Genomic DNA, 12637 nt, shown 5'->3' on the forward strand with positions numbered 1-12637 from the left:
CCGCGGGTGCACGGCGTCAGAGTCGTTCCGAGGATTCCGCCGTGGCTACGGCCCGGCGACGCAACCGACGCGCCGCTGCGACGAGGTTGCGCAGCGATGGCTCGACCTGCCAGCTCCGCCGGGATTTGAGTCCACCGTCCGGGTTCGCCCACAGCCGGTCGAGGTCGACGGATTCAGCTGCTTCGGTCAGCAACTCGTCGAGTTCGTCGATGTCGGGAATGCGCGCCGAACGCGACTCGTAGACGCCCGGCCCGACGCCGTGCGTCAGGGCCCGATCCTCGAGCGCCCCGAGCACCCAGCTGATCGACCTGGTCGCGACGATCGCGGTGACATCGGCATCGAGTCGTTCGATGGCGTCGACCACCGATTTCTGACCCGAATACGTCAGGTGTGTGTGGATCTGAGTCTCGGGTTGGGCCCCGCCGGTCGCGAGGCGGAACGCATCGACGGACCAGTCGAGGTACTCGGCGCGCCCGTCCTGCCGCAACGGCAACAATTCACGGATCGCCGGTTCGTCGACCTGGATGATTGCGATCCCCGCCTTCTCCAGGTCGGAGATTTCGTCTCGGATCGCGAGTGCCAGCTGGTCGGCCGTCTCATGACGCGGCTGGTCTATCCGGACATAGGACCGCGCCAGCATCGTGACGGGTCCGGTGACGATGCCCTTGACCGGTTTTTCGGTGAGGGACTGAGCAAATGCGGTCCACTCCACCGTCATCGGTCTCGGCCGCACGATGTCGCCGTACAGGATCGGCGGGCGTGCGCAGCGCGACCCGTAGGACTGCACCCATCCGAAATGGGTGGTCGCGAAGCCTTCCAGCAGTTCGGCGAAGTACTGCACCATGTCGTTGCGCTCGTGTTCGCCGTGCACGAGAACGTCGAGGCCGATGTCCTCCTGCAACCGGATCGTCGACTCGATCTCGGCTTCGATGAGCGCGGCGTATTCCGCGTAGGACAGGCGTCCCTGGCCGAGCTCGTACCGCGCCGTGCGCGCCTCCGCGCTCTGGGGGAACGAGCCGAGCGTGGTTGCGGGGACGGGTGGAAGCGCCAAACGCTTCTGCTGGGCGACACGACGTTCCTCGTAGGGCGCGCGGATACGATGCTCGGCGGTGAGCGCGTTGAGTCGGGCCCGCACGGTGTGCCTCTGCTTGAAATGCACCGAAACGGGCGGCCGGCGCCACTTCTCCTCGGTCCCGCTTGTGAGAGCCTTCGCAAGCGAGACGACCTCACCGACCTTCTGTTTCGCGAACGCCAGCCGATCCGCGACGTCGCCGGGGATGTCGTACTCGACCAGGAGGTCGTACGGCACGTGCAGCAACGAGGAGGATGTGGAGACGACGAGATCAGGCGCGACTGCGGCGAGCGAATGCAGGTAGTCGAGAGTACGGCGCCGATCGACCTTCCACACATTGCGTCCGTCGACGACGCCGGCGTAGATCCGCTTGCGTTTCAGGCCTGGCACGGCGGCGAGCTCGTCGGGAGTCATCCGGCCGTTGACGAGGTCGAGACCGAGTGCTTCGATCTTCGACGCCGCAAGGATCGGTAGTGCCGCACCGAAATGGCCGTACGGCCCGGTCACGAGGATGCGGGGTCGCAGCGGTGCGTGCGAGAGCACGTGGTAGGCCCGTTTCAGGGCCGCGAGTTCGTCAGCAGTGCGGTCCTCGGTGAACGACGGCTCGTCGAGCTGCACACAGGTGGCACCGCGCTTCGCAAGTTGCTCGAAGAGTCGCTTGTACTGTTCGAGCAGCGGGTCGAGCAGAGCGAGTGGCGAGAACCCGTCCTGTTCGGAGGTCGGCGCAACCTTCGACAGCAGCAGCAGCGAGACCGGGCCGAGTACGACGGGCCGCAGTTCGACACCCTCGGACATCGCCCGATCGAACTCGTCGAGCAATGCGTCCGAGTTCAAATGAAAGGAGGTGTGTTCGTCGAGTTCGGGCTGACGATAGTGGTAGTTGCTCCCGAACCAGCGTACGAGTTCGAGGGGCGGGAAGTCTGCGCGGCCCCGGCACATCATGAAGTAGAAGTCGAGCGGGTCGAGTTCGTCGACGAGCGGGCGGAACCGTTCCGGAACCGCACCGAAAAGCAGTGCATTGTCGAGCACGTGGTCGTAGAAGGAGAACGTATTGCCGGGGACCTGCGTCAACCCGGTAGCGGACAGTTCACGCCACAAGTTCTCCTGTAGCTCACGGCCGACTTCGAGGATCTCCTTGCGGGTGCCGTCGCCGTGCCAGTAGGAGTCGAGAGCACGCTTGAGTTCGCGACGGGGTCCGATGCGCGGGTACCCGAGAATACTCGAGCCGTGGCGTGCCATGCCGGAATCGACCTCTCCCTCAATACCCATCACGGTAGGTGTTGCCTGACTAACCGGCTTTCTTGGCCGCGCGGCCGTTCTCTGCGTACTCGTAGAATCCGGCGCCCGACTTCTTGCCGACGAGCCCCGCCTCGACCATACGGAGAAGCAGCGGAGGTGCCGAGTAGAGGGGCTCCTTGAATTCGTCGTACATGGAGTCCGCGATCGATTTGACGGTGTCGAGCCCGACGAGGTCGGTCAGTTCGAGCGGTCCCATCGGGTGGGCGCAGCCGAGCACCATCGCCTTGTCGACGTCCTCTTTGGTGGCGAAACCGGATTCGACCATCCGGACCGCCGAAAGGAGGTACGGCACGAGCAGGGCGTTCGCGATGAATCCTGCCCGATCGGACGACCGGACGACCTGCTTGCCGAGGATGTCGCCTGCGAAGGCCTCCGCGCGTCCGGATACCGCGCGGCTGGTTTTGAGGGTGGTCACGACTTCCACCAGGGGAAGTACCGGGACCGGGTTGAAGAAGTGCATCCCGATGACACGTTCGGGTGCCGTTGTCGCAATTCCGAGCTTCATGATCGGGATCGACGACGTGTTGGAAGCGAGCACGGCGTTGGGATCGGTGACGACCTTGTCGAGCTCCGCGAAGATCTCGGCCTTGACCTTCTCGTCCTCCACGACCGCCTCCACCACGAGCTGCCGATCCGCGAAGTCCTCGAGGTCCGAGGTGAAACGAAGCCGCCATGCGGCCTGCTCACGCTCGCGTTCAGTGATCTTCCCGGTACTCACACCGCGGTCGAGGGACCGGAGGATCCGCGCACGTCCGGCCGCTGCGAGCTCGCGAGTCTGCTCGAACACCAGCACGTCCACATGAGCCCGCGCACACACCTCAGCGATACCCGATCCCATGATGCCGGCGCCGATCACACCGACGCGCTGAATCTTTTCACTGGTCACGTCGAATCTCCTCAACTACCTGTGCTCGGCGACTACGGATTCGGCGAGTACACGGGTAACTCACCGGGTACGGCCAAAGCCCCGGATTCCGGACAGGCGGCCCGCAATGCTGATTGCGGGCCGCCTGGCTGGTTCGCTGAAGCCCCGGAGAGGCGGTGCGAGCTCCTAGTGGAACTGGCCTTCTTCGGTGGAGCCCTTCAGGGCAGCCGTGGAGGTGTTCGGATCGACCGTGGTGGCGATCGAGTCGAAGTAGCCTGCGCCGACCTCACGCTGGTGCTTGATGGCGGTGAAGCCGCGCTCCTCCGCAGCCTTGAACTCGCGCTCCTGCAGGTCGACGAAGGCGGTCATGCCTTCACGGGCGTAGCCGTGGGCCAGGTCGAACATGCCGTAGTTGAGCGAGTGGAAGCCGGCGAGGGTGATGAACTGGAACTTGAAGCCCATCGCGCCAAGCTCCTTCTGGAACTTCGCGATGGTCGCGTCGTCCAGGTGAGCCTTCCAGTTGAAGGACGGCGAGCAGTTGTAGGCCAGCAGCTGGTCGGGGAACTCGCTGCGGACTGCCTCGGCGAACTTCTTGGCGACCTCGAGATCCGGCACACCGGTCTCCATCCAGATGAGGTCGGAGTACGGTGCGTATGCCTTGGCGCGGGCGATGCACGGCTCGATGCCGTTCTTGACGCCGTAGAAGCCCTCGGCCGTGCGGGTGCCGTCGAGGAACTCGCGGTCGCGCTCGTCGACGTCGGAGGTGAGCAGCGTGGCAGCCTCGGCGTCCGTGCGGGCGATGACAACCGTCGGGACGTCCGCGACGTCGGCCGCAAGGCGCGCCGAGGTCAGGGTGCGGATGTGCTGCTGGGTCGGGATGAGCACCTTGCCACCGAGGTGACCGCACTTCTTCTCCGACGCGAGCTGATCCTCCCAGTGCGAACCGGCGACGCCTGCCGCGATCATGGCCTTCTGCAGCTCGTAGACGTTGAGCGCGCCACCGAAGCCTGCCTCACCGTCGGCGACGATCGGAGCGAGCCAGTTGTCGACGGAGGTGTCACCCTCGACCTTGGCGATCTCGTCGGCGCGCAGCAGCGCATTGTTGATGCGACGAACGACCTGCGGCACCGAGTTCGCCGGGTACAGCGACTGGTCCGGGTAGGTGTGGCCGGACAGGTTGGCGTCGCCCGCGACCTGCCAGCCGGACAGGTAGATGGCCTTGAGGCCTGCGCGAACCTGCTGAACGGCCTGGTTGCCGGTGAGGGCGCCCAGCGAGTTGATGTAGTCCTCGTTGTTCACGAGGTCCCACAGGATCTCCGAACCACGACGGGCGAGGGTGGCTTCCTCGACGACGGTGCCCTGCAGCTTGACGACCTGCTCGGCCGTGTAGTTGCGGGTGATCCCCTTCCAGCGGGGGTTTGTGTCCCAGTCCTTCTGGATTTCTTCAGCGGTCCTCGGGGTGCCGGTGGTCGACATCAAAGCTCCACTCTCTAGATCTACTCCGCTCGGCGTCAGGCAGTACATTCGTACTACTTCACATCCTTTGCGGCCCATTCGGATGTACATGAAGACAATGACACACCAGAAAACGCCCCGCTACCTGTTGCTAATGCCAATCTCGGCAATTTTTACCGGCAGCTTTGCAAAGATTGCTAATCAATGGTGAGACCAACAACCGCGTCGCAAGATATGAAAGTTACCCGCCAGTAGCACTGACCTCGACTTTTGCTCCCCGCTTGCCGTTGCCCGCCGCACAACACCCCGCGACGCCCGCCACCTCGCAGAGACCCGCTACGGTTCCCCGATGTGACCTTCTTCACAACACCTCCAGGCCTGCACACGCCATGTAAATGACCTTGAAAGCACCCTGCTCAGTCGTACGATGTGCCGCACGACCGGATCGGGGCCGGTCGCGCAGAGTGCTGCGCGCCTCCTGCTTCGGTTGACATCCGCACAACCGAGGAGCAGTCATCCTTTCAGCCACGTCGCGTCCGATCGTCGAGATGACCCTGCCCGTGGTCGGGGCACACATCGGCGTGATCTCCGAGGTCTTCTACGAGAAACTGTTTGCCGCAGTCCCCTCTCTGCGCACAAACCTGTTCAACAGCGCGAATCAAGCCGATCGCTCGCAACAACAGGCACTCGCGAGCTCCGTTGCCTCCTTCGCAACGCTGCTCGTGACGCAGGAACCCGACGATATCGACGCGATCATGAGCCGAATCGCCGCCAAGCATGCGTCGCTGGGCGTGACATCCGACCTCTACGAGGTCGTGCGCACCCACCTGTTCGCTGCGATCGTGGAGGTCCTCGGCGACGCCGTCACGCCCCAGGTCGCAACGGCTTGGAACGAGGTCTACTCCCTGATGGCCAACTCCCTGGCCGAACAGGAGTCACAGCTGTACCGGCACGCGGGTGTGGCCGCCGGCCAGGTGTGGAGGCAAGCGCTGGTAGCCGCGCGCGAGTACGACGGCCAGCACTCCGCAACCCTGTTCCTGCGCCCCCTCGATGGCAAACCGTTCCGCATACATCGTCCCGGCCAATACACCTCGGTCCGCATCCGCTTCGCGGACAGGACGGAACAGATCCGCCAGTACACGGTGACCCATGGTCGCCAAACCGGTGAGTGGGCCCTGTCCATCAAACGGGTGCCGGGCGGGCTGGTGTCACCGATCCTCGTGGACCAGGTGGAGGAAGGAGACCAGCTCACCATTTCACAGCCGTTCGGCGGAGTCGTCGTCGACAGCGACGACAACCGCCCGTTGCTCCTGGTGTCTGCCGGAATCGGCGTCACCAACACCCTCGCGACACTCCAGTATCTGGCCACGTACAACCCCGGCCGGGAGGTGACCATCATCCACGTGGAGAGGTCCGCATACGAACACGTACGGCGCATCGAGTTCAGCGCGGTGGCGAAGTCACTACCCAACTCGCAGTTGTTCCTGCGCTATACCGATTTCGACGGGGAGCACGAGGACGGAAGGAACCCGCTCACCCGCGTCCCGTTACCTTCGAACGCGCAGACGTATGTGTGCGGACCGATCGACTTCATGCGGTCGATCCGTCGTGAACTGATCGGCGCAGGTCTGTCCCCGGCATCGATCCATTTCGAAGCATTCGCGCCCGGCTCATGGCTCGGCCTCGAGAGCGAGCACGCACCTGTTCCTTAGCCGTGTTGCGAACCCTACATTGCAAAGCTGGTAGAACCGCCTTACGCTGGGCGAATGGCCAAGACCTACGTCGGCGCCCGCTTGCGCCAGCTACGGACCGAGCGTGGACTCAGCCAAGCCGCACTCGCCAAGACACTCGAAATCTCTGCGAGCTATCTCAACCAGATCGAACACGACGTCCGTCCCCTGACCGTGCCGGTGCTGCTACGGATCAGCGAAGTGTTCGGCGTCGACACGACGTTCTTCTCGTCGCAGGACGATACGCGCTTGATCGCCGAGATGCGTGAGGTCGCGCTCGACCAGGAAATGGGGATCGAGGCCGACGCGCAGGAGATCGCCGAGATGGTCACCGCTCATCCCGGTCTGGCACGCGCGATGGTCAACATGCACCGCCGATTCCGCAACACCACCGCGCAGCTCGCCGCCGCGACAGAGGACCGCTACAGCGATGGCAGCGGAAGCGGTGCGATCACGATGCCGCACGAAGAAGTTCGCGACTACTTCTATCAGCGACAGAATTACCTCCACGAACTCGACACCGCCGCCGAGGAGCTCGCCAACCGGATCCGATTCCATCGAGGTGATGTCGGCGGCGAGATCGCCAAACGCATGGCTGCACTCCACGACGTACAGGTCGTCAAACGAATCGATCTCGGCGAGAACGTCCTGCACCGCTACGACCCCGAGACCCGAGTCCTCGAGATCGCACCGCAGCTGTCGGGAGGACAGCAGGTGTTCAAACTCTCGACCGAACTCGCCTACCTCGAGTGCGGCGATCTCATCGACAAGCTCGTCGACGACGGCGGCTTCACCAGCGACCCGTCGCGCACCCTCGCACGGCTCGGACTCGCCAACTACTTCGCAGCAGCACTGATCCTCCCCTATTCCCAGTTCCACGAGATCGCCGAGGACTTCCGCTACGACATCGAACGTCTCTCGGCGTTCTACGGACAGAGTTATGAAACGGTCGCGCACCGCCTTTCGACCCTGCAACGCCCGAAACTGCGCGGTGTGCCGTTCTCGTTCGTACGCGTCGACAGGGCAGGCAACATGTCCAAGCGGCAATCCGCCACCGGTTTCCACTTCTCGACGAGCGGTGGCACCTGCCCGTTGTGGAACGTGTACGAAACCTTCGCGTACCCGGGCAAGATCATGACGCAGATCGCGCAGATGCCCGACGGTCGCCGCTACCTGTGGGTCGCACGCACCGTCGAACGCCGTGCCGCGCGCTTCGGGCAGCCGTCGAAAACTTTTGCGATCGGCCTCGGCTGCGAACTACGCCATGCGCACCGGCTCGTCTACGCGGAAGGCCTCGACCTCGACGAATCGAACCCCGGCACTCCGATCGGTTCAGGCTGCCGCGTGTGCGAGCGGATGAACTGTCCGCAACGTGCGTTCCCGCCCCTCGGTAAGGACATCGACATCAACGAACACCGCAGCTCTGTCTCGCCGTACCTCGTGCGCTGAGTACTCTTTCTCCTCATGGCACGCACCCCCGACACGCTGGGCGACAAGGCCCTCGAGTTCCTCTCCGAGTACCACCTCGCGACCCTGACGACGTCGCGCAAGGACGGGACCCCGCACGTCGTCGCGGTCGGATTCACGTGGGACGCCACAACGAGGTCGGCGCGAATCATCACGTCCGAGGGCACACAGAAGGCTCTCAACGCCGAGCGCGGCGGATACGCTGCCGTCAGTCAGATAGACGGTCGACGCTGGCTGACTCTGGAAGGCCCGGCACGCGTGGCCCGCGACGCCGACTCCGTCATCGACGCCGAGCGCCGGTACGCGGCCCGCTACCGGCAACCCAGACCCAATCCTCGACGCGTCGTCATCGAAATAACGGTCGAGCGGGTCATGGGCTCCGTCCTCGAGCCTGCATAACTCCTCGCACGTAAGTTTGCCTGCCACGATCGCATTCGAATCGTGGCAGCGATGAACAGACGTAACAGCGACCGGCTTCGGACTCGCGCATCGGCCTGCTCGACACTCGCGGGCCGATGTGAGCATGTCGTAACACCGGTGTCATCAACTTCACGGAACGGTCACTGGAAGACACTCCGGCGCAACAACACCCACCTAGGGTATGGACCCACGGATACAGCGCTGTATACGCCGCCCGGTCCCCTTCCACGAAGGACACCCCATGACAGTTGCCCGAACCAAGTTCGCCACGAGCGCCGCAGCGCTGGTCGCCGTCGGCCTCACCCTCACCGCGTGCGGAAGCAAGGCGGCGGACACCTCCACAGCGAATGCATCCGTCTCTGACGGGACATCGTGCGTCGACACCTCCGGTGACAGCATCAAGATCGGTTCCTTGAACTCACTGTCCGGAACCATGGCAATCTCCGAGGTCACCGTGCGCGACTCGATTGCGCTGGCAGTAGAGCAGATCAACGCCGACGGCGGTGTGCTCGGCAAGCAGATCCAGATCGTTGCCGAAGACGGCGCGTCCGAGCCCACCGTGTTTGCCGAGAAGGCGGAGAAGCTCATCAGCTCCGACTGTGTCGCGGCGGTGTTCGGCGGTTGGACCTCGTCGAGCCGCAAAGCGATGCTTCCGGTGTTCGAGGACCGGAACTCGTTGCTGTACTACCCCGTCCAATACGAGGGGCTCGAGTCGTCGTCGAACATCTTCTACACCGGGGCGACAACCAATCAGCAGATCGTCCCCGCCCTCGACTACCTGAAGGAGCAGGGCGTGAAGTCCCTGTATCTGGTGGGTAGCGACTACGTTTTCCCGCAGACGGCCAACCGGATCATCCGCGCCTACGCCGATGCGAACGGCATCGAGATCAAGGGCGAGGACTACACCCCGCTCGGCTCGACCGACTTCTCCACCATCGTCAACAAGGTTCGCACCGCCGACGCCGATGCCGTGTTCAACACGCTCAACGGTGATTCCAACGTCGCTTTCTTCCGCGAGTACACGAACGCAGGCCTGAAGGCCGCTGACATGCCCGTCGTGTCGGTCTCGATCGCCGAAGAAGAGGTCGTGGGTATCGGCGCGCAGAACATCGAGGGCCAGCTCACCGCGTGGAACTACTACCAGACAGTCGACACGCCCGAGAACACCTCGTTCGTCGAGGCATACAAGGCGAAGTACGGTGACGCGAAGCCGACGTCCGACCCCATGGAAGCCGCCTACACCTCGGTGTTCCTGTGGAAGAACACCGTCGAGAAGGCCGGATCGTTCGATGTCGCAGCGATCCAGGAAGCGGCCGACGGGGTGAGCTTCGAGGCACCCGAAGGCACCGTGACGATCGACGGTGACAACCACCACATCACCAAGACCGCCCGCATCGGTGAGATCCGCGGTGACGGTCTGATCTACACGATCTGGGAGTCCGACGGACCGGTCGACCCCGACCCGTACCTCGAGACCTACGACTGGGCCGCATCCCTCTCCGGGAACTGACCGGTACCACCGTCGACGAGGAGTACCGATATGGATATTGTTGCAGGACAGTTGTTCACAGGATTGAGTATCGGTTCGATCCTGCTGCTGGCAGCACTGGGGCTGTCGCTGACGTTCGGTCAGATGGGCGTCATCAACATGGCCCACGGCGAATTCATCATGGCCGGTAGTTACACCGCTTTCGTGGTGCAACAGGTGATCTCGTCCGCCGGAGTCTCCCTGTTCGTTTCTCTCCTCGTCGGTTTCCTCGTCGGCGGCGCACTCGGAGTCCTCCTGGAGGTCACCCTCATCAGGCGGATGTACCACCGCCCGCTGGACACGCTGCTCGTCACCTTCGGCGTCGGTCTGCTCCTCCAGCAACTCGCCCGCGACATCTTCGGCGCACCCGCCGTCAACGTTGTTGCACCGGAATGGCTTTCCGGCGGTATCGAGATCCTCGGCGCGGTGGTCCCGAGAACCCGCCTGTTCATCCTCGTTCTCGCCACAGTGTGTGTGGTCGCCCTGATCACCACGATGAAGTACACATCGATGGGACGGCGGATCCGTGCGGTCGTGCAGAACCGCGACCTCGCGGAAACGGTCGGGATCTCGTCGCGCCGCACCGACCTGACCACCTTCTTCATCGGATCCGGACTCGCGGGCCTCGCCGGCGTGGCGTTGACGCTCATCGGATCGACCAGTCCGACCATCGGGTCCGCCTATCTCATCGACGCGTTTCTCGTCGTCGTCATCGGTGGTCTCGGCCGAATCGAAGGTGCCGTCATCGCCGCAGTCGCCCTCGGCCTGCTCAACTCGTTCATCGAGTACTCGACCACCGCCTCGATCGCGAAGGTGATCGTGTTCGTGCTCATCGTGATCTTCCTCCAGGCCCGCCCGCAGGGCCTGTTCGCGGTCAAGACAAGGAGCCTGGTCTGATGTCGATGACCTTCCACGCCCGCGACCTCACCCGCCCCGGACCCGTGCGCACCGCCGCCGGATTCACTCTCGCCGCACTGATGCTGTTCGGCGTCGCCCCCGCCGCGCTGTCCGACTTCCGCCTCGGACTGCTCGGCAAGTTCCTGTGCTTCGCGATCGTGGCCGTGGGCATCGGACTCGCGTGGGGCCGCGGCGGCATGCTCACCCTCGGTCAAGGCGTGTTCTTCGGACTCGGCGCCTATATCATGGCGATGCATCTGAAGATGGCCGACGCCGAGCTCCGCGGCGACACCGTCCCCGATTTCATGCAGATCGCAGGCATCCGCGAACTACCCGCATACTGGGTTCCGTTCTCCTCGCCCCTGGTGACCATCCTCGCGATCGCCCTGGTCCCAGCCCTCGTAGCACTGCTTCTCGGCCTCGGCGTCTTCAAACGACGCGTCAAGGGTGCCTACTTCGCGATCCTCTCGCAGGCGCTCGCCGCCGCCTTCGCGATCCTGCTCGTCGGTCAGCAGTCGACCGGAGGATCCAACGGCCTCAACCGTTTCCGAAGTTTCTTCGGTTTCGACCTGGCCGATCCCGTGAACAAACGGATGCTCTTCTTCATCGTCGCCGCGATCCTGCTCCTCGTCGTTGCCGCGACCCGGCAGCTCATGCAGTCCCGCTACGGTGAACTGCTCGTCGCAGTCCGCGACCAGGAGGAGCGAGTCCGATTCCTCGGATACGACCCCGCCAACATCAAGGTGGTCGCTTACACCGTGGCCGCATTCTTCGCCGGGATCGCAGGCGCGATGTTCGTTCCGATCGTAGGCATCATCTCCCCCGCCGACATCGGGATCGTCCCCTCGATCGCCTTCCTCATCGGTGTCGCGATCGGCGGCCGCACCACTTTGCTCGGCCCCGTCCTCGGTGCGATCGGGGTCGCATGGGCCCAAACCGCCCTGTCCGAGAGCTTCCCGTCGGCTTGGACCTACGCTCAGGCACTCCTGTTCATCGTCGTCATCGGTTTCTTTCCCGCGGGAATCGCCGGGCTCGCCAAGCTCCGCCGACGTCGCGCGAAGGCGGATTCCACCGACGACCCGACGACGTCCTCGTCCGAACCCGAATTGGAGCCTGCCCGATGAGCGCACCCGAATACGGCGGCAACGCAGGTATGTCCGCCGAGTACCTCGAAATCCGCGACCTGCGTGTCGAATTCGACGGGTTCACTGCCGTCGACGGCGTCGATCTGACGCTGTTCCAGGGCGACCTGCGGTTCCTCATCGGCCCCAACGGGGCAGGCAAGACGACACTCGTCGACGCTGTCACCGGTCTCGTCTCCGCGACCGGGTCGGTCACCAGATCCGGTGTCGAACTGCTCGGCAGAAAGACTCACAAGATCGCGCGTCTCGGCGTCGGCCGCACCTTCCAGACCGCGTCGGTGTTCGAGGAACTGTCGGTGCTGCAGAATCTCGACATCGCCGCAGGCGCAGGCCGCTCACCGTGGCAGCTGCTCCGCCGACGCAAGGAGATCCTGCCCGAGATCGAGCAGGCCCTCGAGACGATCGGCCTCACCACACACCGCGATACACCCGCAGGGATCCTCGCCCACGGCCAGAAGCAGTGGCTCGAGATCGGGATGCTGCTCGTGCAGAACGCCGACGTGCTCCTCCTCGACGAGCCTGTCGCAGGCATGAGCGGCGAGGAACGCGAAGAGACCGGGCAATTGCTCCGCCGAATCGGCGCGCAGCGCACCGTGGTCGTCGTCGAACACGACATGGACTTCATGCGCGCGTTCGCGACCTCGGTGACGGTGCTCGCCCGCGGAAAGGTCATCGCCGACGGCACCGTCGACGAAGTACAGAACAACCCGCAGGTCCAGGAGGTCTACCTCGGGACCACCGCCGCAGCACAGGAGGCGTGAG

The 12637-nt window shown here is 64.0% G+C and carries 10 protein-coding genes; 7 read left to right on the forward strand and 3 right to left on the reverse strand.

Features of this window, described 5'->3' with window-relative positions; all coding sequences use genetic code 11:
- Positions 1 to 16 precede the first annotated feature (16 nt).
- The 3 genes from metE to aceA all read right to left on the reverse strand — a co-directional run bounded on the left by metE (position 17) and on the right by aceA (position 4712).
- Positions 17 to 2341: a 5-methyltetrahydropteroyltriglutamate--homocysteine S-methyltransferase gene (gene metE, locus ACTDXD_RS03300; RefSeq protein WP_440125772.1), complete on the reverse strand. Its 2325-nt coding sequence runs from the start codon at positions 2339 to 2341 to the stop codon at positions 17 to 19.
- Between the two features lie 19 nt (positions 2342 to 2360).
- On the reverse strand, positions 2361 to 3257 hold the full coding sequence (locus ACTDXD_RS03305) for a 3-hydroxybutyryl-CoA dehydrogenase (RefSeq protein ID WP_440125773.1): 897 nt from the start codon (positions 3255 to 3257) through the stop codon (positions 2361 to 2363).
- A 165-nt stretch (positions 3258 to 3422) separates the two neighbouring features.
- On the reverse strand, positions 3423 to 4712 hold the full coding sequence (gene aceA / locus ACTDXD_RS03310; protein WP_169686904.1) for an isocitrate lyase: 1290 nt from the start codon (positions 4710 to 4712) through the stop codon (positions 3423 to 3425).
- A 527-nt stretch (positions 4713 to 5239) separates the two neighbouring features.
- On the opposite strand from aceA, the gene ACTDXD_RS03315 reads away from it, so the two are divergent.
- From ACTDXD_RS03315 to urtD, 7 genes are all read left to right on the forward strand, one after another.
- Positions 5240 to 6403 carry a globin domain-containing protein gene (locus tag ACTDXD_RS03315; protein ID WP_440125774.1) on the forward strand — a complete coding sequence of 388 codons (1164 nt, stop codon included), beginning with the start codon at positions 5240 to 5242 and terminating at the stop codon, positions 6401 to 6403.
- Positions 6404 to 6457: 54 nt separating this feature from the next.
- Positions 6458 to 7870: an acetate metabolism transcriptional regulator RamB gene (ramB, locus tag ACTDXD_RS03320; protein ID WP_440125775.1), complete on the forward strand. Its 1413-nt coding sequence runs from the start codon at positions 6458 to 6460 to the stop codon at positions 7868 to 7870.
- A gap of 15 nt (positions 7871 to 7885) precedes the next feature.
- Positions 7886 to 8287 carry a PPOX class F420-dependent oxidoreductase gene (locus ACTDXD_RS03325; RefSeq protein WP_440125776.1) on the forward strand — a complete coding sequence of 134 codons (402 nt, stop codon included), beginning with the start codon at positions 7886 to 7888 and terminating at the stop codon, positions 8285 to 8287.
- A 262-nt stretch (positions 8288 to 8549) separates the two neighbouring features.
- Complete coding sequence (gene urtA, locus ACTDXD_RS03330) at positions 8550 to 9818, forward strand: urea ABC transporter substrate-binding protein (RefSeq protein ID WP_440125777.1); 1269 nt, start codon at positions 8550 to 8552, stop codon at positions 9816 to 9818.
- 30 nt (positions 9819 to 9848) lie between these two features.
- Positions 9849 to 10733, forward strand: a complete 885-nt coding sequence (gene urtB, locus ACTDXD_RS03335) for an urea ABC transporter permease subunit UrtB (RefSeq protein WP_440125778.1) — start codon at positions 9849 to 9851, stop codon at positions 10731 to 10733.
- Positions 10733 to 11857, forward strand: a complete 1125-nt coding sequence (gene urtC, locus ACTDXD_RS03340) for an urea ABC transporter permease subunit UrtC (RefSeq protein ID WP_440125779.1) — start codon at positions 10733 to 10735, stop codon at positions 11855 to 11857. Before urtB ends, urtC begins: the two co-directional genes overlap by 1 nt.
- Positions 11854 to 12636 (forward strand): urea ABC transporter ATP-binding protein UrtD, encoded by a 783-nt coding sequence (urtD, locus tag ACTDXD_RS03345; RefSeq protein ID WP_440125780.1) that lies wholly within the window; start codon positions 11854 to 11856, stop codon positions 12634 to 12636. Before urtC ends, urtD begins: the two co-directional genes overlap by 4 nt.
- Position 12637: the final 1 nt, after the last annotated feature.

This window comes from Rhodococcus sp. SJ-3, assembly GCF_051918125.1.
GTDB lineage: Bacteria > Actinomycetota > Actinomycetes > Mycobacteriales > Mycobacteriaceae > Rhodococcus.